The organism is Microvirga roseola (genome assembly GCF_020866965.1).
GTDB classification, from domain to species: Bacteria; Pseudomonadota; Alphaproteobacteria; order Rhizobiales; family Beijerinckiaceae; genus Microvirga; species Microvirga roseola.
Genome location: NZ_JAJATX010000006.1, coordinates 121,498 through 141,620, shown reverse-complemented (window position 1 = coordinate 141,620; position 20,123 = coordinate 121,498). Strand labels below are relative to the sequence as shown.

Genomic DNA, 20,123 nt, shown 5'->3' with positions numbered 1-20,123 from the left:
TGGTCGGAACTGAGAGAACCTCAGTTCCGCCTTTTCATCCCATCAACTGAACATGTAGAAGTCTCTGTACGTCAGCTTCAGGTTCTCGCTGATCGTTGCGAACTGGATGGCTGATCTTGAACCCGTTCCATCGGGAACGTAGTACACAGCACCGGTATCTTTGTTGTAGATGATCCGATCATCGGAATCATGGGCCTGCGCTCCAACCCAGAAGGCTCCAGATTTCATTTCGGTGCCCCCTGCCTTCACACCCTTGAAGACCCCGGTATCCAGAGCGAACATGTCGTCTTTGACGTTGAAGTCCATAATCTTATCGACATTGCTCCTTGATGGCTTTTTCTCGAATTCGAAGAGATCATCACCGCCATGACCGGTCAGGACGTCGCGTCCACCGTCGCCACCAATGATGTCGTCCCCGCTCCCGCCCCAAATCGTGTCATTGCCAGTCCAGCCGTAAACCCTGTCGTTGCCGCGATTTCCTTGGATCCAATCGTTCCCGCGGCCTCCATCGATGTAGTCTCTAAGATGGCTTCCGTATATGCTGTCGTTTTTCGACGTTCCATACGTGTCGCCCAGGCCTGCATATATAGTCGCCATATTCATTGCCTCCCATAGGTTACAGTCAGCACAAGCTCTCAACGAATCGCCCGCTCACGCAAACATCGAATCGTTATAACGAAAAATTACGTAAGTTATGATGCAAGACGCGGCGTCACCGTGTGCACGCGCACACGGAGTGCCTCTAAGGAAACCCAGGCAAGATGGGGTCTTCAGACTGTGGGGCTCGGCTGGCTCTTAAACCCTAGGCCGTAGGGATTGAGCGTTATCAATCGCGGCGCGACGGGCGCGAAGGCAACGATATCGGTCAGAGAGAGGGCCTGCTGGCAGGCTGCCAGAAGTCCCTGCCGAAGCACAGCTTTGACTTGATTGGTGGGTGTGCAAGGATTCGAACCTTGGACCCGCTGATTAAGAGTCAGCTGCTCTACCAACTGAGCTACACACCCGTCGCCGAAGCGCATTCAGCGGCGCGGTGTCCGCTGAAGAGGCCGTGCGTGTAACAAACGGCACGGCCTCTGTCTACCCCATTCAGAGAGGTTTTTCGGCGATTATGCGGCCGACTTCGCCTTGTCCCGGTGATAGCTGCCGTCGCCATTCGTGAGCACGCGATCTTCGGACTGGATCTCGCCCGGCTGGATGTCCTCCTGGGCCTCCAGTTCCTTCCAGAGCGGGATCAGGCGGTCGAGGTCGAGGCTCGGCCAGGCCTCCACGCCGTCGAGGACGAAATAGGTCTCCTGGTAGTCGTCGATCCGGTAGAGCGTACGCATCACCCGGGCGAGGTCGAAGCCGATCCGGTTCGAGGACGGGCTCTCGAGCGAGAACACCGTTTCGCCGGGGGACGAGGCGATGCCCGCACCGACGATGCGAAGGCCCTGGGGCGTCTGGGCGAGGCCGAACTCCACCGTGTACCAGTAGAGCCGCGCCAGCCGCTTGAGCGCCCCGTGCTCGGCGGCGACGAGGCCGGCCTTGCCGTAGGCCTCCAGGTAATCGGCATAGATCGGCTGCATGATCAGCGGCACGTGGCCGAACACGTCGTGGAAGATGTCCGGCTCCTCGATATAGTCGATCTGCTCCGGCTTCCTGATCCAGAAGCCCGCCGGAAACTTGCGGTCGGCGAGAAGCCTGAAGAAGGCGAGATCGGGAATGAGGCCGGGCACCGCCACCACCTCCCAGCCGATCGCGGCCCTGAGGCGCTGGTTCATGGCGCGGAAGTCGGGGATGCCCTCCTCGCCGATGCCGAGACGGTCGAGGCCGTCCAGAAACTGGTCGGCGATGCGGCCCTTGAGGATGTCCCGCTGGCGCCTGGCCAGGGTGTTCCAGGTGGCGTGGTCGGTCTCGGTGTAGTTCTCGTAGCCCTGGTCGAGGAGATAGTCGCGCGGGTCGTCGCTGCCGGTGGCTGAGTTCATGGCGTTCCTCCGTCGTTATGCTGACAGAATAACACCCGGCCCAGGTGATTGTTCGCCCGATCCCACCTGGAAACCGGCCGGACGGGTCATAAAATGACATGACACCCAGGAGCATCCATGAGACGTCCCCTCTCCCCATCCGACCGGCGGATCCTGCGCGTCCTGCAGGGCGACGGGCGCATCACCAATGCGGCCCTGGCCGAGAAGGTGGGCCTGGCCGCCTCGCCGTGCCTGCGGCGTCTCAAGGCCCTGGAGGAGGACGGGGTGATCGAGGGCTACCGCGCGGTGGTGAACCGCAAGGCGCTCGGCTTCGAGGTGGAAGCCTTCGTGTTCATCAAGCTGGAGCAGTCGGAGCCCGGCTGGCGCACGCGCCTTGTTGATCGCCTGAAAGGCTATGACGAGGTGATCGCCTGCCATGCGCTGGCGGGCGAGGTGGACCTCATCGTCCATGCGGTCGCGCGGGATCTCGACAGCTTCGGCGAGTTCACCATGAACCGCCTGCTCACCCTGCCGGGCGTGGCGGACGTCCGCTCCAGCTTCGTGCTGTCGGCGATCAAGCCTTTGACCCCCATCCCGGTGCCGGAGCACGACTAGGAGCGCGGCTGAAGGCGGCCAAATGTTCATATTTTGTTCTTGACAACAATCCGGGATTATATACTTGACGTAGTAAAAGTCATCAGATACCTTGCTTCATAACGGTTTGAGCAATGTCCATGGTCGATCTCACCAACCCCATCTACACAGACCCCAACAAGGCTCGCGAGCACCTTGAGGCCCTGCATTGGCCCAACGGTCCGGTCTGCCCTCACTGTGGCAACGTCGATCAGGCCCGCATCAAGAAGATGGAGGGCAAGAGCCTCCGCCCCGGCGTGTATCAGTGCAACGAGTGCCGCAAGCCGTTCTCGGTCACGGTCGGCACCGTCTTCGAGGACTCCAAGATCGCCCTCAACAAGTGGGTTCTGGCCACGCACCTGATAGCGTCGAGCAAGAAGGGCATCTCAGCCCACCAACTCCATCGTATGCTGGGCGTCACCTACAAGACCGCTTGGTTCATGGCCCACCGCATCCGCCTCGCCATGGAGCCCACCGAGACCCCGCCTCTCGGCAGCGGTGGCGGCACGGTCGAAGTGGATGAGACCTTCATCGGTCGCCTTGAGGGCCAGCCCAAGAAGCGCCGTGGCGGCACCACGACCTACAAGAACACCGTGTTTGCTCTGGTGGAGCGCGGCGGCTCGGCCCGTCTCTTCCACGTTGAGGGCACCACGGCGGGCGAACTCATTCCGATCATCCGCGCCAACGTTGCGCCCGGAGCCACCGTGTTCAGCGACGAGGGCCGCTGGTACAAGCCGCTCGGCCAGCACTTCACCCATGAAGTCGTGAACCACTCCCGCAAGGAGTACGTTCGCGGCGACGTTCACACCAACACGGTTGAGGGCTTCTTCGGCACCTTCAAGCGCGGCATGAAGGGCGTCTATCAGCATTGCGCCGAGAAGCACCTGCACCGCTACCTTGCGGAGTTCAACTTCCGCTACAACAACCGCATTGCCCTTGGCGTAGGCGATAGTGAACGCGCCGACCGCATCCTCAAGGGCGCTGACGGCAAGCGCCTGACCTATCGGCGGGTTGACGAAGCCCGACTTTAAACGTCAGGCGAAGCGCTTCCTGCGCTGGCGTAAACGCCAACTTAACCGTTCTGGACTCCGAGTCCCGAATCAGAATATGTTCCGCCGTTGATGCGGAACACGAAAAGCCGCCGGGTCGCCACAACCCGTCGGCTTTGAAGGTTTCGTCCCGCAAGCCATGGGGGCCGACGCGGGCAAAACCTGTAGGTAACAGGGGTATAACTACCCCAAAACGCGTTCAGGTCAAGTCGGCTCTCGCATATCTTATGGAGAAGCCGATATGGCAAACAACTACATAGTTACCTACGATCTGGATAGCCCTCGCCCAACGCACGCGGAGATGGACAAGCATCTTGAAGCTCTTGGTCCAAGCTCCTTACGAGGGCGAGTGCTTGAGACCGTATGGTTTGTAAAGTTCCCTGGAACTGAGATTCAGCTTCGGAACTACATTGCGCAGATTTTGGACCGGGAAGACCTGTTGCTGGTGGTAAAGACCGACCGGTCTGCATGGACAAAGCTCCTGGTAGATGATGCGCAGTTCAAAACTGCCTTCGAGGCGTAAATAATGAAGCCCGGCTCATGAGCCGGGCTTTTCCCTTTCGGGCTTTGATTTCCCGCCCTTGTCCTGTTTTGCCTTATGCGGCTGCGGCTTGGTGCTGAGCATCCGCTTCAACACTTCGTCTCGCCGCTCATCATCGGAGGCTTCGTTTGCCTGACTGGTCTGACGATCCTTGGATTGAGGATCACTCATCACTCTCCCCCGCAAAGCTCCACGCCCTCGGCGTGGTCACGTTTCGCTGGAACATATGCGAGTACTGGTCCAGGGCCGTCTTCAGTATGGTGGTGGACGTACCCGATCCGGTCGCAGATTGCCTATGCCACGACTTGGGCGACATCACGCTATGGACCAAGATCCTGGACATAGCACGAGCTAAGAACCTGAGCGCGGGCACAACCGACACTCTACAATATGCGGCGAAACTCTACGAGCGGAATAGGATCAACAGGAACCAGTTTGTTCATGCCAGCGGCGCGATGGCAGGAGGCGGTGACGGGCTGAAACTCATTCGGGTCAAGGGGCCTAAAATGGAGTCCCAGCCCATTGCCGATTCGCTACAAGATATCCGCCGAGTGGCAGAGGAGATTGATGCTCTTAGGGCCTATCTGGAACGGACGTTCATTTACGTTCGCTCACAGAGAGCAGGCGGGACCTTTCCATCGCCTGATAAACCATCTCTGCCAGAGTCGGTTTGGTCACCTCCCCCTCAAAAGCTTCCAAAACAGAAACCCCCGCGTCAATCATCGCGGGGGTAACTTCGATAGAGTCCGGCCTGTCGCGGTCCTTTGAATCAGACATTGCCCTGCTACGTCAAGTATATAATCCCGCAACAATCCCAAGCTCGGCTATATGATGAGGCGTTGTGGCTCACCGAGGGGCGCGCTCGCGAGGCGTCGCTAACGTGGAGCCCGGCACGGTCCTGCGGGAGAGGGCAACGCACCTTTTCCCGAAGGGAGGTCAGTCGCATCCGTAAAGGGTGATGGACCGCCTAAGAAAGCCGTGCGCGAGAGGCCAACCGGCTCTTGCTTTCACTACAAACAATCGAGCCGGAACGCCTCTCGCGCGACCCCTCGACCTTCTCCGGCTCAGGGCCTGTCGGCCCTGGGCCCGATCCCCCATGCCTTTTTTATATCCATTCGTTCTTCCCCATTCATTGCCGAGACGAAACCATGAAGCACAGCATCCGCCCCCTCCCCCATCTGCCCGATTGCGACGACACCCTGCGGCGCTTGGCCGATGTGCTGCAGATCCCGCTCACCTGCCGCAGGCGCGCCTGCCGGGCGGGCCGGTGCAAGGGCGGTTACGGGCCGCCCTGCTATCTTGAGCAGCGGCTCGAATTCACGAAAGGCGTCCACGAGCAGATGCACGAATACCGGGAGTTCTGGAAAGCGCGGCGCGACAGCCTCCTCTCCGGACCGGACGAGGAAGACGACGCGGAAGACTGAACGAACTCCTGCCGCCATCTCGATCATGGCGGAGCCATCCGCACCCCTGCAAAAAAATGCCCGGCGCAAGGCCGGGCATTCGAAGGCGACAGATGACCGAAGCCTATTCCGCCGCGTATTGCGCGTGGAGGCTCACGCCCCGGCTGATGAGCTTGTTGAGCGCGCCGAGATAGGCCTGGGCGGAGGCCACCAGCGTATCCGGGTCGGCGGCGCGGGAGGTCACGCTGCGGCCGTCCGCCGAGAGGCGCACCGAAACCTCGGCCTGGGCGTCGGTTCCTTCCGTCACCGCATGGACCTGATAGAGCTCCAGCACCGCCTCGTGGGGCACCAGCGCCTGGATGGCGTTGAAGGTGGCGTCCACCGGCCCGTTGCCCTCCTGCTCCTCGACGACGGGTTTGCCGTCGATCTGGAGGCGCATGGTGGCGCGCTGCGGCCCGCGGGTTCCGGCGACGACCGAGAGCGAGACCAGCTTGATGCGGTCATGCGCCATGGCGATGTTCTGGTCGACCAGGGCCTCGATATCCTCGTCGTAGACGTGCTTCTTGCGGTCGGCGAGATCCTTGAAGCGCTCGAAGGCGTCCTGGAACTGGTTGTCGGACAGCTGATAGCCCAGCTCCTCCAGCTTGTTGCGGAAGGCGGCGCGGCCGGAATGCTTGCCCATCACGAGCGAGGTCTTGGAGACGCCGACGCTCTCCGGCGTCATAATCTCGTAGGTCTGGGCGTTCTTGAGCATGCCGTCCTGGTGGATGCCGCTTTCGTGCGCGAAGGCGTTCCGGCCCACGATGGCCTTGTTGTACTGCACCGGGAACGACGTGGCGGCGGAGGCGAGCTTCGAAGCGCGCGTCAGCATGGTCGCCTCGACGCCGGTCTCGTAGGGCAGCACGTCGCCGCGGGTCTTGATCGCCATCACGATCTCTTCGAGCGCCGCATTGCCCGCGCGCTCGCCGATGCCGTTGATGGTGCATTCGATCTGCCGTGCGCCACCCTCCAGGGCCGCGACCGAGTTCGCCACGGCGAGACCCAGGTCGTTGTGGCAATGGGCGGAGAAGATCGCCTTGTCCGCCCCCGGCACGCGCTCGCGCACGGCGCGGAACATGGCCCGGTATTCGTCGGGCGTGGCGTAGCCCACCGTGTCGGGCAGGTTGATCGTCGTCGCGCCGGCGCGGATGGCGGCCTCCACGCAGCGGCAGAGATAGTCGATGGACGTGCGGGTGGCGTCCATGGCGGACCATTCCACATCCTCGACCAGGTTGCGGGCCTGGGTCACCGTCGTGGTGATGATCTCCAGCACCTGTTCCTCGGTCTTGCGCATCTGGTGCGCCAGATGGATCGGCGAGGTCGAGACGAAGGTGTGAATGCGGGGCTTCGCCGCGTGGCGCACGGCCTCTCCGGCGCGGGCGATGTCGGCCGAGATGGCGCGGGCGAGGCCTGCGACGGTCGCGTTCTTCACCCGCTTGGCGATGAGGGATACGGCCTCGAAGTCGCCGTTGGAGGCGATGGGAAAGCCCGCCTCGATGATGTCGACGCCCATGGTGTCGAGCAGGTCCGCGACCTCGAGCTTCTCTTCCAGGGTCATGGTCGCGCCGGGGCATTGCTCGCCGTCGCGCAGGGTGGTGTCGAAGATCAGGACGCGGTCCTTGGAGGCGGAGGAATTGGCGGTCATCGGTCTAAAATCCTTCTCGGGGTGAGCGGCCTTGCGCGCTCTCGGTTGTTCCTTGTTCGAGAACCCCTGAGAGCCCAGGCGCCAACGCCCAGCCGACCCTCAGGGGCGACTAAGGAGAAGGAGGCCGAGGAGACGCGCGGAAGCGGCCGCTGGAGCGGAGCCGTTCATCTCTGCGCTGGGGAAGCCGATTGCCATCGCTGCCCGATCCTCTTTGCCCACGCGGCTCGAGCCGCGAAATCGGTATCGTTTGTAACGGCGCTTCGCCGGGATGGCAAGTCTGTGAAACAACCGCAAAGCCGTCCCCTCCCCTTGCGCATGAAACGGCCTAGATTGGGGAAGGCCGAGCTTAGGCTCCCCCATCCGATGAAGAGGTGATCGAGAATGACGATTGCGATGCGTTCCCTGTGGCTTGCGGGCCTCGTGGCCCTTCCGCTTGCGGCCTGCAACCAGACCGCGGCCCCGACCGCCGGCAGCGCCAGCGTCACGCCTGCAAGCTTCCGCATGCCCGAAGGCTCCGGGTGCCGGGGCGAAGTGGCCCGCTACCGGGCGGTCATGAGCAACGACCTCGCCATGGGCCACGTGAACCAAACGGTCTATTCGCGGGTGGAGCGGGACATCGCCCAGGCCGAGGCAGCCTGCGCCGCCGGCCGCGATGCGCAAGCCCTGCGCATGGTGAACGCCACGAAAGCCCGCTTCGGCTATCGCTGATCGAAGGTCCAGCGGAAGAAGGACTGAAGGAAGAGCGGCATCGTCTTCGGGTCGACATCCTCAGGCCCGCGGACGATCCGCACGTCCGACAGTTCGGGTTCGGTCTGCGCGGCGATGTTGGCGCGGATGATTTCCGCGCCCCGCTCGGCGGGCACGGGCAGCGTCACGAGCCGCAGCAGGCCGATGGTCGGCCAGCGGTGGACGACGATCCACTCATCGTCCATGCGGTAGTCGCCCTCCGTCAGGCCGGTCTCCTCGAAAAGCTCGCGGGTGATGCTGGTCGCCAGATCGACGGAGCCGTCGGGCCGCAGGTCGGACGGGTCCGGGGTTCCGGCCGCGAAATAGACTCGGCCCGAATTCACCGTCTGCCCCGCCATCACGCCGCAGATGAAGGCGCCGTCGGAGCCGCGCAGCGCGCCCATGGCGAAGCCGTTGGCGACGGTGGGATCGGGATAGCCGCTATCGATCCAGGCGATGAAGTCGGCGTAGTCCGTCTCGAAGTAGGTGTTGCGGCACAGGCCCTGCTCGTACTCCACGCTCTGGAGCAGCAGGACGCGGCCGTTGAACATCTTCGGCTTGTCGGCGGTGCGGCGCTGCCAGTTGGCCTCGATCAGGTTCCGGTTCTGCCCGGCCCATTGCCAGCGGAACGGCGCACAGCGCGCCTCGATTCGGGAGACGCGCCGGATCGAAGGCTCGTGCTTCACGACAGAAGCTCGCCGCGGCTCATCATGACCGCCCCGCCGCCGATCTCGGCGGAGACAATGGCTCCGTTCTGGATCGATATCTGCAAGATGATCTCGCTCGGGCGGCCCATCTCGACGCCCTGCTCGATGGTGACGTCATGATCGCCGTCGCCCATGGGCTCGCACTGCATGAGGGCGCCTGCGAAAGCGGCGGCGGCGGAGCCGGTGGCCGGGTCCTCCGCAATGCCCATGCCGGGACCGAACATGCGCGCCCGGAAGCTTAGCCCCTCCGCATCCGGAATGCGGGTATATACATAGGCAGCCGGATGTTCGCTGTCGCCGAAGGTCCTGTCGAAAGCCTCGCCCTGGGGCTTCGCCTTGGCCAGGGCCTCCAGAGAGGCCACCGGCACGAGGTCGTAGGCGACGCCCGCCGAGTGGCGGCTCGGGATATGGCGGTCGAAACCGATCTCCGTCGGGTCGAGGCCGAGCGCCCAGGCGCAGTCGGCGCTCTCCTTGCCCTCGCCCCAGGTGAAGGGGAAGCGCGGCAGCCGGAATCGGGCCGTTCCCGCCGTCCCGTCCCTGACCTCGACGACGCAGGGCACCACGCCGACCTGCTCACGCAGGCCGAAGGCGACGGCTCCGGGTGCGCCGTCCTGGTCGAGGAGCGCCAGAAGCACGGCGGTGCCCACGGTCGGATGCCCTGCGAAGGGCAGTTCGCGGCCCGGCGTGAAGATGCGGATGTCGGCGCGCTGGTGCGGATCGGATGCCGGAAGGACGAAGACCGTTTCGGAGAGGTTGAACTCCTTGGCGATGGCCTGCATCGCCTCCGTATCGAGACCCTCCGCATCCAGCACGACGGCCAGCGGATTGCCCGCAAAAGACTTTGCGGTGAAGACATCGAGGGTCACGAAACGGCGGGGCATAGATCAAACCTCCTCGGCGGTGAAGCGGTAGGTCGGCGAGACGAACTCGTCCTGCGCGGCAATGGTCAGGATCTCGCGGGAGCCTGCCTCTTCGGTGCGCTTGAGCAAGCCGTAGACGGAGGCCGAGGCTTCGGCAAGGGCGGTCGCCGCAGAGCGGGAGCGCGCATAGTGCACGAAAAAGAGCGCGGCGATGGCGTCCCCCGCCCCGTTCACGCTAAGCGACAGCTTGGGCGTGCGCACCCGCCAGAAGCGACCGCCCTCGCCGGCAATGAGGTCAATGGTGTCGGAAGGCGTCTCCTGCGTTTCCACCGAGGTGACGAGCACGGCTCCGGGGCCCATCCCGTGGACGATCGAGACGGCCTTCTTGATGTCGCTCAGGCTCTCCACGGTCAGGCCTGACAGGTATTCGAGCTCGAACTGGTTCGGCGTCACGATGTCCGCGGCGGGCACCGCCTGGTCACGCATGAACTCCGGAATGCCGGGACGGACGAAGACACCGCGGCCCACATCGCCGATCACCGGATCGCAGCAATAGAGCGCCTCCCCATTCAGCGCACGCACCCGCGCCACGGCGGAGAGGATCGCAGTACCGATATCCGCGGAGCCCATATAGCCGGAGAGAACCCCGTTGCACCGGCTGAGCACTCCGCGCTCGGCGATGCCCTCCACCAGCTCCTCGATGGCCGGCCCGTCGAAGACCCGGCCCTTCCAGGAGCCGTAGCCCGTGTGGTTGGAGAACTGCACCGTGTGAATAGGCCACACCTCAACGCCGAGGCGCTGCATCGGGAAAACCGCAGAGGCGTTTCCCACATGACCATAGGCGACGTGGGATTGGATCGAGAGAATATTCATGGCAAGCCCCCTTCACCTTTCGGTTAGCGCATCGACCGACCATCTTCAAATTGCGTGATGTGATCTTATTCATCACAAACCCCACTATCGCCGTGCGTTCCGCACAAGCGTCCGCATCGCCCGAGAGAACAGACCTGGATCGGCTTGATGGATTTCGAGTTTCTGAAGAATACCTTTGTCGACTTCGTACGAGTCCATCAGGCCTATGCGCCCTTCATCCTCGGGCTGCTGACCTTTGCCGAGTCGCTCGCCTTCCTCTCGCTCATCCTGCCGATGATGACGATCCTCGTTGGACTGGGCTTCGTCATTGCGACCGCGGACATCCCGTTCTGGCAGGTCTGGGCGGGGGCGGCAGCCGGCGCCGTTCTCAGCAACTGGATCTCCTTCGAGATCGGGCGTCGCTACAAGAAGGCGGCCTATGGGGTCTGGCCCCTATCGCGCAATCCGCAGCTCATCCTCCGGGGCGAGCAGTTCTTCCAGCGCTTCGGGTCCTGGGCCGTGTTCCTCGGCCGCTTCTTCGGCCCCACCCGCGCGGTCATTCCCCTCATCGCCGGCATCTTCCTGATGCCCGGCGTGCTGTTCCACGCCGCCAACATGGCCTCCGCCTTCGTCTGGGCCTTCCTGATCCTCGCGCCGGGAGCGGGGCTCGCCCATTACCTGCTGTGGTGATCTTTCGCGGGAACTTGGGCATCCCAGGGGTCATTAACCTCCCAACACGATGGAGGTATCCCCATGGGCAAAGGCAAGATGAACGGCGACAACTCCGCAGACAGCAAAGACCTGCATCTGGACCGCATGACCCGCGGCTCGGGCGGCACGACGAAGAAGCGCCTCGATCCCGGCAAGCAGGACAACAACAAGGCCCAGAACACCAAGAGCAACCGGCAGTAAGCGGAAACTCTTCAGCCGAACCGGAACGCATCGAGCGCACCCGCCTCGATGCGTTCTCGTGCGTGCTCGTAGCCGAGGGTCACGACCTTCTCGAACTGTTCCCAGGCCCGGAGCGGAACGTCCGCGAGCGGCGGGTGGATCACCAGTGTCGCCTGCGAGCGCGCCCTCAATGTCTGCGCATCGCTGGAAATGGTCGCAGAGCGGTAGAGAAGGCTCACGATGTCCGGCGCCTCCGCCGGCAGCCCCAGCAGGCGCCGCAGGAACGGCGTCTTGCGCTCCTCGTCGGCGGGAGACGCGAAAGCGGCGTCGCGCGCCACGTCGATGCCGAGCACGGGGCCGCGCTGAAGATCGGCCATGACATCCGCCGGCAGGTTGTTCATCATGGCCCCGTCGACGAGCACGCCGTCCTGCTCGATCACCGGCGGGAGCAGGCCTGGAATGGCAAGGCTCGCCCGCAAGGCCCGCCAGAGCGGTCCGCGGCGGTGGACATGGGTCGTGCCGAGGGTGAGGTTCGACGAGACGCAGAAGAACGGCAGCCAGAGATCCTCGATATCGCGGTCCCCGAAATGCTGGATCAGGCGCGCATCGACCTTCCGGCCGCGCACGAGCGCCACGAGCGGGAACGTGTAGTCGTTCAGCGGAGGGTCCTGCACGAAGGCCTTGCGCATGAGCGCCTGCACTTCGCCCAGCCCGATCTGAACGGCGCAGGTCGCGGCCATGACCGCGCCGATGCTGGTCCCGCCCACGAGATCGACGGGAATCCCATGTTCCTGCAGGGCCTGGATGACGCCGAGATGCGCGAAACCCCGCGCCCCTCCCCCGGCCAGGACCAGCCCGACGGCGCGCCCCGTGGAGGTGCGGATGAGCCGCTGCAGATCCGCCAGGCTTCCCTGGCGCACCTGCAGGCGCTGGTCGACCGGCAGCCGGTTCAGGGACGGATGGGCCGGCGCCGGGCGGGCCGCGTCCGGCTTCTGGAGCATGACGAGATCGTGGCGGCGCCAGTCCAAGGCGGCGCGGACGAGACTTTCGGCCTGAGGGCTCAGCGGCTCTCCCGGTTGCGCCAGCAGCATCACGTGATCGGCGTGGCGGATGCACCGCTCCGTCCAGGACCCGGACGGCCCGGAGGCGACATAGACGACCTGCTGCCGGCTGGCCTCGAAACGGTAGAGCCAGCTCTCGTCTTCGTCAGCCGGCATGGCGTCGAGGAGTTCGACGCCCGCCCCGTGGCTGCGCCGCACCTCCTGGAGGAACGTTTGGGCGAAGTCCGCGACCGCCACTCCCTCGGTGACGGGCACGATGGCGAAGCTGGTCGGCTTGAAGGCGATGGGCTGGCTGCGCGTGGTGGCGCGCAGGCGATCCGCCAGCAATCTCAGAAGATAGTGCATCACCGAGGGGCAGCGCTCGATGAGGCGCTCGAAGGCGGGCCGGGTCAGCTTCAGAAGAACGGTGTCCCGCAGGGCGACGACGCTGGCGGAACGGGGCGCTTGGGATATGAGCGCCATCTCTCCGACGGTCTCGGGCGGCAGCACCCGGGCCACCCGCCGCTGCTCGCCGTGGCTGCCGCGGACGGACACCCCCAGCGCGCCGGAGACCACCATGTACAGCGCGTCGGCCTGGTCGCCCTCCTGGAACAGGGTTTCCCCTCCGGGAAGAAAAATCCGCTCGAGCTCCGACCGGATTTCCCGGCGCGCCGCAGGATCAAGTCCCGCCCAGAGGGGCATGTCATAGTCCGGGAGATCGCCAGCCAGTTCCGTCGCGCTCATGGGCTTTCGAATGTGATGGTCTTACAGCCCAGTAGCCGAAATCCTCGTGGCTGACAAATTCCGAGGCTCGCCCAAGACCGTCACGGGCGCGCGGATCGGAATCCGCGCGCCTCGACAGGGCTCAGTTCTTGCTCTTGTCGACCAGGGCCTTTTCCTTGATCCAGGGCATCATGTCGCGCAGGCGCGAGCCCACATCCTCGATGGGATGGGCGGCGTTGCGGGCGCGGATGGCCTTGAAGGAGGTCTGGTTGACCTTGTTCTCGAGCATCCAATCGCGGGTGAACTTGCCGGTCTGGATGTCCTCCAGGACGCGCTTCATCTCGGCCTTGGTCTCGGGCGTGATGATGCGCGGGCCGGTGACGTACTCGCCGTATTCCGCGGTGTTGGAGATCGAGTAGTTCATGTTGGCGATGCCGCCCTCGTAGATGAGGTCGACGATTAGCTTCACCTCGTGGAGACACTCGAAATAGGCCATCTCGGGGGCGTAGCCCGCCTCGACCAGGGTCTCGAAGCCCGCCTTGATGAGCTCCACGAGGCCGCCGCAGAGCACTACCTGCTCGCCGAAGAGGTCGGTCTCGCACTCTTCCTTGAAGGTGGTCTCGATGATGCCGGCCCGGCCGCCGCCATTGGCCGAGGCGTAGGAGAGCGCGATGTCATGGGCATTGCCGGTCGCATCCTGGTGGATCGCGATGAGCGTCGGCACGCCGCCGCCGCGCAGGTACTCGGAGCGCACCGTGTGGCCGGGACCCTTGGGGGCGACCATGAGCACGTCGAGGTCCTTGCGGGGCTCGATGAGGTTGAAGTGGACGTTGAGGCCGTGGGCGAAGAGGAGCGCCGCGCCCTGCTTCATGTTGTCGTGAAGCTCGTTGCGGTAGATGTCCGCCTGCAGCTCGTCGGGGGTCAGCATCATGACCACATCGGCCCACTTGGCGGCCTCGGCCACATCCATGACCTTGAGGCCGGCCTTCTCGGCCTTGGCGGCGGAGGGCGAGCCCTTCCGAAGCGCCACCACGATGTCCTTCACGCCGGAATCGCGCAGGTTCAGCGTGTGGGCGTGACCCTGGCTGCCGTAGCCGACAATGGCGACCTTCTTGCCCTTGATCAGATTGATGTCGGCGTCGCGATCGTAATAGACACGCATGGTCCTCAAGTCCCTTCTCAAAGGGGGCATTCCCCCGGTCTTCGTTGACGCTGCACCGCCCGGACGGGACCTGGCGCAACATTTATTTGTCCGGCGCCGCTTTTAGCGAATAAAACTGCGCTGACAAGCTGTCGTTTGTAGCAAAACTGCCGCCCGTCCCTACGCTGGATGCAGGGCCCCGGCCACCGCTGCCGCAAACGATCCGGGCGCAGGAGTTCAAAGGAGACTCCCCCGCCCTAGATTGGCATTCGTATTCTGCCCCGAGAAGGACAAGACCCATGCAGCGCCTTGCCACTACCGACGAGGTTCTCAGTTTCTGGCGCGAGGCCGGGCCCGACAAGTGGTTCGCGAAGGACAATGCCTTCGACCAGGCCTGCCGGGAACGTTTCCTGCCCACCTATGAGGCCGCCGCCAGAGGCGACCTCAACGAGTGGGAGCTCACTCCTGAAGGCGCGCTCGCCGTCGTGCTCCTCCTCGACCAGTTTCCCCGCAATATGTTCAGGGGAACGCGCGAGGTCTACAAGACCGACCCGGTCGCCCTGATGGCCGCGGACCGGGCAATCGAGAGAGGTTTCGACCGGCAGGTGGAACCAGACCTCCGCCGTTTCTTCTATCTCCCCTTCATACACTCCGAGTCCTTACGGCACCAGGAGCGCTCGGTGGCCCTCAACGAAGCCCTCGGCGAAGAGGATTCCATTCATTGGGCGCGCCACCACCACGACGTCATCGCCCGCTTCGGCCGCTTCCCCCACCGCAACGCCATCCTCGGTCGCGAGACGACACCGGAGGAGGAGGCGTTCCTGGCGGAGGACGACTTCAGGGGCTGATCCTCACATCGCCTCGGGGCCGCGCGCCATGGCGGCGACGCCGGTGCGGGAGACCTCGGCAAGACCGACGACCGTCATCGTCTTGATGAAGCGCTCGACCTCCTCCGTCGTGCCGGTCAGCTCGAACACGAAGGACGTCAGCGAGGCATCGAGCGTGCGCGCACCGAAGGCCGAGGCCAGGCGCATGGCCTCGACCCGGTGATCGCCCTTGCCCACCACCTTCACGAGACAGAGCTCCCGCTCGACGGCCTCACCGGTGAGCGTCAGGTCCACGACCCGGTGCACGGGCACGAGGCGCTCGAGCTGACTCTTGATCTGCTGGATGATGCTGTCGGTGCCGGCAGTCACGATGGTGATGCGCGAGATATGCGCCTCGTGCTCCGTCTCGGTGACGGTCAGGCTCTCGATATTGTAGCCGCGGCCCGAGAAGAGACCGGCGATGCGGGCGAGAACGCCCGGCTCGTTGTCGACGATGACGGCGAGGGTATGCCGGTTGACGGGCTCGACGCGAGTGGCGTCGGGATAATGGGTTTTCATCTGGAGCATGGTCTCGACCCTTAAGCCTGTTCTCTGATCTTCAAGCCGCCTTGCGGTAATCTTCGACGGGTTGCTCATCGACCTCGTCGGCCTCGACGACCCACTCCTCCTTCAATCCGGCGGTGCGCCATTCCTGAAAGGCGGGAAGCGAAAGGATCGCGTCCACATAGGCCTGGGTCGTTGCGTCGAGCTCGATGGAATAAGTGTCGAGCCGCGTAACCAGCGGCGCATACATGGCGTCCGCCGCCGAGAACGCGCCGAAGAGAAAGGGCCCGCCTGCGCCGAACTTTTCGCGCGCCTGCCGTACGATCTCGAAAAAGCGCGCCACGTCGCGGGCCACCGCCTCGCCCCGGTTGCGGCGTGCATATTTCTTGCCGAGATTCAGGGGGCACGCGGAGCGGAGCGCCGAGAACCCGGCATGCATTTCAGCCGCCACCGAGCGCGCCATGGCCCGGGCCTTGCGATCCTCCGGCCACACGGGTGCGCCATAGGTCTCGCCCACATAGTCCATGATGGCGATCGACTCCCAAACGGTCACATCGCCGTCGATGAGGATTGGCACCTTTCCGGCGGGCGAGTGCTTCAGAACCTTCTCTTTCGTGTCCGGCAGATCGAGCGGGATGAAGATCTCGTCGAAGGCGACCCCAAGCTGCTTCATCAGCAGCCAGGGGCGCAGCGACCAGGAGGAATAGAGCTTGTTGGCGATGACGAGGGTGGGCATGGTTCAGGCTTTCCGCATCACACCAGCATCTTGCCCTTCTCGTCGATCACGGAGCCGATATCGGCTCCGGTCTCGCCGAGATAGTCGTTGAGCAGCATCTCGTTATGCGCTTTGCCCGAAGGGATCATCGGGAAGCAGTTTTCGGTCTTGTCGACGATGCAGTCGAAGATGACCGGCCGCTTCACGTTGATCATCTCGAGGATCTTCGCATCGAGATCGCCGGGCTTACCGCAGCGGATACCGACGCCGCCATAGGCTTCCGCAAGCTTCACGAAGTCGGGCAGCGATTCCGAATAGCTGTGCGAGTAGCGCCCACCATGCAGCAGCTCCTGCCACTGGCGAACCATGCCCATATATTCGTTGTTGAGGATGAAGACCTTGATCGGCAGGTCGTACTGCAGGGCGGTGGACATCTCCTGCAGCATCATCTGGATCGAGGCCTCGCCCGCAATATCGATAACGAGCGCGTCCGGATGCGCGAGCTGGGCGCCGACGGCAGCCGGCAGGCCGTAGCCCATGGTTCCATGGCCGCCCGAGGTCATCCAGCGGTTTGGCTCGTCGAACCTGAAATACTGCGCCGCCCACATCTGGTGCTGGCCGACCTCCGTCGTGACATAGGTCTCGCGGTCCTTGGTGAGTTCATAGAGGCGCTGGATCGCATATTGCGGCTTGATGGTTTCCGTGGAGTTCCGAAAGCCGAGGCAATTGCGCTCGCGCCAGCCCTCGATCTTGCTCCACCAGTCCGTCAACGCCACCTTGTCGACCTGCGGAGCGCTCTGCCGCCACAGGCGCACCATGTCTTCCAGCACATGCGCGCAGTCGCCGACGATGGGGATGTCCACCTTCACCGTCTTGTTGATGGAGGACGGATCGATGTCGACGTGGATGCGCTTCGAGAAGGGCGAGAAGGCGTCGAGCCGTCCCGTGATGCGGTCGTCGAAGCGCGCGCCGATATTGATCATCACGTCGCATTCGTGCATCGCGAGGTTGGCCTCGTAGGTCCCGTGCATGCCCAGCATGCCGAGCCACTGCCTGTCGGAGGCAGGGTAGGCCCCGAGACCCATCAGGGTCGAGGTGATCGGGAAACCCGTCAGCTGGACGAGTTCGCGCAGCAGCGCCGAGGCATGCGGTCCCGAATTGATGACGCCGCCGCCCGTGTAGAAGACCGGACGCTTGGCATTCGCCATCAGCTCGACGGCGGCGCGGATGTGGTCCATGTCGCCCTTCACGGTCGGGCGGTAGGTCTTGTGCTGGTTGCTAAGGGGCCGCACATAAGTGCCGGCCTTGAACTGGATGTCCTTCGGCAGGTCCACGACGACCGGACCCGGACGTCCGTTCTGGGCCACGTAGAAGGCTTCGTGCAGCACGCGCGGAAGGTCCTCGATGGATTTGACGAGGTAGTTGTGCTTGGTGCAGTGGCGCGTGATGCCGACCGTGTCGCATTCCTGGAAGGCGTCCGAGCCGATGAGATGGGTCGGCACCTGCCCCGTGATGCAGACCAGCGGGATCGAATCCATCATGGCGTCGGCCAGGCCCGTGATGGCGTTGGTTGCGCCAGGGCCGGATGTCACCAGAACCACGCCAGGCTTTCCGGAAGAGCGCGCATAGCCCTCGGCCGCATGCACCGCGCCCTGCTCGTGTCGGACGAGGACGTGGCGCACCTTCTCCTGGTGAAAGAGCGCATCGTAAATGGGGAGCACCGCGCCGCCCGGATAGCCGAAGATTACCTCGACTCCCTGATCCTGCAGAGCACGGATCACCATTTCGGCTCCGGTCATCGTCTCGCTCATGTCACTCGCTCCGTCGGGTCTTTCGTGTTTGCTGTGCTGAAGGCATTCGGGCAATAAAAAAGGCCCCTGAGGGGGCCTGTGCGCCATCGCCGGACCTGCGGGGTCAATCCCGCTCCGTCGATGGCGCTCGTACTACGAGAATAAGCTTGCGCATTTGGGCAGCTCTCGGTTCAAAAGTTGCGTTGACGCTAAACGATCGGTGTCATTCGGTCAAGCGGGGTCCATTTGGCAGGAAGCGGCTTAGCTTTTACTCTGAGGCCCCTATTTTAGTCGTATGACCATGACCGACACCATCTCCTCGACCGGCGCGCCCATGCAGAACACGCGCCTCACCGCCCGTGCCCTCCTCCTCGGGGATCGCCTCGATATTGCCGGGCTGGAGCGCAGCGATGTTCTCTCCACGACTCCCCTCGCCTTCAAGGCAGGGCAGGACGGGTTCGTCGCCCTGTTCCGTTTCGGCGTCGCCGTTCTGGTGGGCCTGACCCCGCTGGAGGAGGACGAGGTCATCCGCGGGCTTCGCCAGCGCATCGTGGGGGAATTCGCCCGCCACGAGGAAGAGACCGCGATCATCGAGATTTCTCCGGACAAGGATGACCAGATTCCTCCGGGCGGGCCGATCTACATCAAGAAACTCTCGACCGAGCGGCTGATCGTCATCGCGGATGCCCTGTCCAAGAGCGCGGCGCTCGCCCGGGACGAGCGCGAGGCCGCAGCCGTCTTCGACCTGGTGGAGCCCGCCGCCCGGCATCTCGCCGAAAAGGGCAGGCGTCCGCCCGGCCGCCGCGAGATCCTCAAGCGGGTCGGCCATGCGCTTCTCGTCCGCCAGCGGGTCTCAGGCCGCGTGGCGGTTGAGGAAAAGCCGGACGTGCTCTGGGACCGCCCGGACCTGGAGCGCCTCTACGCCCGCCTCGAGGACGAATACGAGCTGAAGGAACGCGCCTCGGCGCTCCACCGCAAGCTCGTGGTGATCGGCGACACCGCCCAGACTTTGACCGACCTCATCGATACCGAGCGGTCCCTGCGCCTCGAACTGATCATCGTGCTCCTGATCGTGTTCGAGATCTTCATCACCTTCTATCAGATGCTCACGGGCTATCTGGGCGGGCATTGAGCCGAGCCATCACCGCCTCGAAGCCCCTTTCCGGCTCGATCCATTGCCAATCCGGCAACTGATGGCGGAACCAGGTGAACTGGCGCTTGGCGTAGCGGCGCGTGTCGCCCTGGCCTTTTGCAATGGCCTCATCCAGAGAGATTTCGGCTCGCAGATAGGCCAGAAGCCCTGGAACCCCATGCGCCCGCATGGCCGGGAGCATCGGGTCGAGGTGCCGTTCGCCCAAGGCTCTCACCTCGTCGAGAGCCCCCTCCTCCAGCATGGCAAGGAAGCGCCGGTCGATGCGACGGCGAAGCTCCTCCCTCTCGGGAGCGAGGAAGAGCTTGACGATGGGAACGCCGCTCAAGGGGCCCGGCTGGCGGGCCCCATGGAAGGAGACGAGCGGCTGACCGGTCGCGGCGAAGATCTCGAGCGCCCGCTGGATGCGCAGCCGGTCGGAGGGGCGCAGCGTGCTTGCCGTCTCGGGGTCGCGCTCCGAGAGAAGGCGGTGCAACTCGGGTGTCTCCAGCCCCTCGCTCTCCCGACGCACCTGTTCCCGAACCTCCTCCGGAACGGCCGGGACGTCGGAGAGGCCCTCCGTCAGCGCCTTGAAATAGAGCCCCGTCCCGCCGACGAGGATCGGCAGCTTGCGGCCTTTGATCTCCTGCAGCACGGAAACCGCATCGGCCACGTAGCGTCCGACGGAATAGTTCACGGCGGCGTCCACATGGCCGTAGAGCCAGTACGGAGCGAGCGCCTCCTCCTCAGGCGTCGGACGCGCGGTGATGATCCTCAGGTCCCGGTAGACCTGCATGGAATCGGCGTTGATCACCACCCCGTCGAGGGCCTGGGCCAGCCTGATGCCCAATGCGGACTTGCCTGATGCGGTCGGCCCTGCGATGAGAACCGCGCCGACCCGAACGTCACTCACAGTCAGGTCTCCC

General features: G+C 64.0%; 23 protein-coding genes and 1 tRNA gene. 9 read left to right on the top strand and 15 right to left on the bottom strand.

Going from position 1 to position 20,123, the window contains the following annotated elements:
• Window positions 1–42: 42 nt before the first annotated feature.
• The 3 genes from LG661_RS25045 to phhA all read right to left on the bottom strand — a co-directional run bounded on the left by LG661_RS25045 (window position 43) and on the right by phhA (window position 1,964).
• Window positions 43–597 (bottom strand): calcium-binding protein, encoded by a 555-nt coding sequence (locus LG661_RS25045; protein WP_268995435.1) that lies wholly within the window; start codon window positions 595–597, stop codon window positions 43–45.
• A 331-nt stretch (window positions 598–928) separates the two neighbouring features.
• Window positions 929–1,004 (bottom strand) — tRNA-Lys (locus LG661_RS06410).
• A 102-nt stretch (window positions 1,005–1,106) separates the two neighbouring features.
• Window positions 1,107–1,964: a phenylalanine 4-monooxygenase gene (gene phhA / locus LG661_RS06405; protein WP_230531047.1), complete on the bottom strand. Its 858-nt coding sequence runs from the start codon at window positions 1,962–1,964 to the stop codon at window positions 1,107–1,109.
• Window positions 1,965–2,081: 117 nt separating this feature from the next.
• Here phhA and LG661_RS06400 point away from each other — a divergent pair, with 117 nt between their 5' ends.
• From LG661_RS06400 to LG661_RS06390, 3 genes are all read left to right on the top strand, one after another.
• Window positions 2,082–2,558, top strand: coding sequence for an Lrp/AsnC family transcriptional regulator (locus tag LG661_RS06400; protein ID WP_230531046.1), 477 nt, complete (start codon window positions 2,082–2,084; stop codon window positions 2,556–2,558).
• A gap of 119 nt (window positions 2,559–2,677) precedes the next feature.
• Entirely contained in the window at window positions 2,678–3,607 is a 930-nt protein-coding gene (locus LG661_RS06395; protein WP_230531045.1) for an IS1595 family transposase, read from the top strand.
• 259 nt (window positions 3,608–3,866) lie between these two features.
• Window positions 3,867–4,148, top strand: coding sequence for a hypothetical protein (locus LG661_RS06390; protein ID WP_230531044.1), 282 nt, complete (start codon window positions 3,867–3,869; stop codon window positions 4,146–4,148).
• 15 nt (window positions 4,149–4,163) lie between these two features.
• Here the strand turns inward: LG661_RS06390 and LG661_RS06385 are convergent, their stop codons facing one another.
• Both LG661_RS06385 and LG661_RS06380 read right to left on the bottom strand, forming a co-directional pair.
• The gene (locus LG661_RS06385) at window positions 4,164–4,337 is read right to left on the bottom strand and encodes a hypothetical protein (protein WP_230531043.1); all 174 of its coding nucleotides are present in this window, start codon (window positions 4,335–4,337) and stop codon (window positions 4,164–4,166) included.
• A gap of 426 nt (window positions 4,338–4,763) precedes the next feature.
• Window positions 4,764–4,943, bottom strand: a complete 180-nt coding sequence (locus LG661_RS06380; RefSeq protein WP_230531042.1) for a hypothetical protein — start codon at window positions 4,941–4,943, stop codon at window positions 4,764–4,766.
• Between the two features lie 371 nt (window positions 4,944–5,314).
• Here LG661_RS06380 and LG661_RS06375 point away from each other — a divergent pair, with 371 nt between their 5' ends.
• Window positions 5,315–5,590, top strand: a complete 276-nt coding sequence (locus LG661_RS06375; protein ID WP_230531041.1) for a hypothetical protein — start codon at window positions 5,315–5,317, stop codon at window positions 5,588–5,590.
• 103 nt (window positions 5,591–5,693) lie between these two features.
• Here the strand turns inward: LG661_RS06375 and LG661_RS06370 are convergent, their stop codons facing one another.
• Entirely contained in the window at window positions 5,694–7,253 is a 1,560-nt protein-coding gene (locus LG661_RS06370) for a 2-isopropylmalate synthase (RefSeq protein WP_230531040.1), read from the bottom strand.
• Window positions 7,254–7,634: 381 nt separating this feature from the next.
• On the opposite strand from LG661_RS06370, the gene LG661_RS06365 reads away from it, so the two are divergent.
• Window positions 7,635–7,961: a hypothetical protein gene (locus LG661_RS06365; protein ID WP_230531039.1), complete on the top strand. Its 327-nt coding sequence runs from the start codon at window positions 7,635–7,637 to the stop codon at window positions 7,959–7,961.
• On the opposite strand, the gene LG661_RS06360 is transcribed toward LG661_RS06365, so the two are convergent.
• The 3 genes from LG661_RS06360 to pdxY are packed head-to-tail and all read right to left on the bottom strand — an operon-like array spanning window position 7,952 to window position 10,419.
• Window positions 7,952–8,665 (bottom strand): NUDIX hydrolase, encoded by a 714-nt coding sequence (locus LG661_RS06360; protein WP_230531038.1) that lies wholly within the window; start codon window positions 8,663–8,665, stop codon window positions 7,952–7,954. The genes LG661_RS06365 and LG661_RS06360 overlap by 10 nt on opposite strands.
• Window positions 8,662–9,567, bottom strand: coding sequence for a PhzF family phenazine biosynthesis protein (locus tag LG661_RS06355; protein WP_230531037.1), 906 nt, complete (start codon window positions 9,565–9,567; stop codon window positions 8,662–8,664). Before LG661_RS06355 ends, LG661_RS06360 begins: the two co-directional genes overlap by 4 nt.
• 3 nt (window positions 9,568–9,570) lie before the next feature.
• Window positions 9,571–10,419 (bottom strand): pyridoxal kinase PdxY, encoded by an 849-nt coding sequence (gene pdxY / locus LG661_RS06350; protein WP_230531036.1) that lies wholly within the window; start codon window positions 10,417–10,419, stop codon window positions 9,571–9,573.
• Window positions 10,420–10,566: 147 nt separating this feature from the next.
• Between pdxY and LG661_RS06345 the strand changes: the two genes are divergently transcribed.
• On the top strand, window positions 10,567–11,088 hold the full coding sequence (locus LG661_RS06345; RefSeq protein WP_230531035.1) for a DedA family protein: 522 nt from the start codon (window positions 10,567–10,569) through the stop codon (window positions 11,086–11,088).
• 63 nt (window positions 11,089–11,151) lie between these two features.
• A complete protein-coding gene (locus LG661_RS06340; protein ID WP_230531034.1) occupies window positions 11,152–11,310 on the top strand; it encodes a hypothetical protein in 159 nt (52 codons plus the stop codon).
• A gap of 11 nt (window positions 11,311–11,321) precedes the next feature.
• On the opposite strand, the gene LG661_RS06335 is transcribed toward LG661_RS06340, so the two are convergent.
• Both LG661_RS06335 and ilvC read right to left on the bottom strand, forming a co-directional pair.
• Window positions 11,322–13,073 carry a patatin-like phospholipase family protein gene (locus tag LG661_RS06335; protein ID WP_230531033.1) on the bottom strand — a complete coding sequence of 584 codons (1,752 nt, stop codon included), beginning with the start codon at window positions 13,071–13,073 and terminating at the stop codon, window positions 11,322–11,324.
• Window positions 13,074–13,194: 121 nt separating this feature from the next.
• Window positions 13,195–14,244, bottom strand: coding sequence for a ketol-acid reductoisomerase (ilvC, locus tag LG661_RS06330; RefSeq protein WP_268995434.1), 1,050 nt, complete (start codon window positions 14,242–14,244; stop codon window positions 13,195–13,197).
• Window positions 14,245–14,492: 248 nt separating this feature from the next.
• Here ilvC and LG661_RS06325 point away from each other — a divergent pair, with 248 nt between their 5' ends.
• Entirely contained in the window at window positions 14,493–15,041 is a 549-nt protein-coding gene (locus tag LG661_RS06325; protein WP_230531031.1) for a DUF924 family protein, read from the top strand.
• A 3-nt stretch (window positions 15,042–15,044) separates the two neighbouring features.
• On the opposite strand, the gene ilvN is transcribed toward LG661_RS06325, so the two are convergent.
• The 3 genes from ilvN to LG661_RS06310 are packed head-to-tail and all read right to left on the bottom strand — an operon-like array spanning window position 15,045 to window position 18,089.
• Complete coding sequence (gene ilvN / locus LG661_RS06320) at window positions 15,045–15,587, bottom strand: acetolactate synthase small subunit (protein ID WP_230531030.1); 543 nt, start codon at window positions 15,585–15,587, stop codon at window positions 15,045–15,047.
• Window positions 15,588–15,618: 31 nt separating this feature from the next.
• Window positions 15,619–16,299, bottom strand: coding sequence for a glutathione S-transferase family protein (locus LG661_RS06315; protein ID WP_230531029.1), 681 nt, complete (start codon window positions 16,297–16,299; stop codon window positions 15,619–15,621).
• A 17-nt stretch (window positions 16,300–16,316) separates the two neighbouring features.
• Window positions 16,317–18,089, bottom strand: a complete 1,773-nt coding sequence (locus LG661_RS06310) for an acetolactate synthase 3 large subunit (protein WP_230531028.1) — start codon at window positions 18,087–18,089, stop codon at window positions 16,317–16,319.
• Between the two features lie 280 nt (window positions 18,090–18,369).
• Here LG661_RS06310 and LG661_RS06305 point away from each other — a divergent pair, with 280 nt between their 5' ends.
• The gene (locus tag LG661_RS06305) at window positions 18,370–19,200 is read left to right on the top strand and encodes an RMD1 family protein (protein ID WP_230531027.1); all 831 of its coding nucleotides are present in this window, start codon (window positions 18,370–18,372) and stop codon (window positions 19,198–19,200) included.
• On the opposite strand, the gene miaA is transcribed toward LG661_RS06305, so the two are convergent.
• Complete coding sequence (gene miaA, locus LG661_RS06300) at window positions 19,175–20,110, bottom strand: tRNA (adenosine(37)-N6)-dimethylallyltransferase MiaA (RefSeq protein ID WP_230531026.1); 936 nt, start codon at window positions 20,108–20,110, stop codon at window positions 19,175–19,177. The two genes, LG661_RS06305 and miaA, sit on opposite strands and share 26 nt — an antisense overlap.
• Window positions 20,111–20,123: the final 13 nt, after the last annotated feature.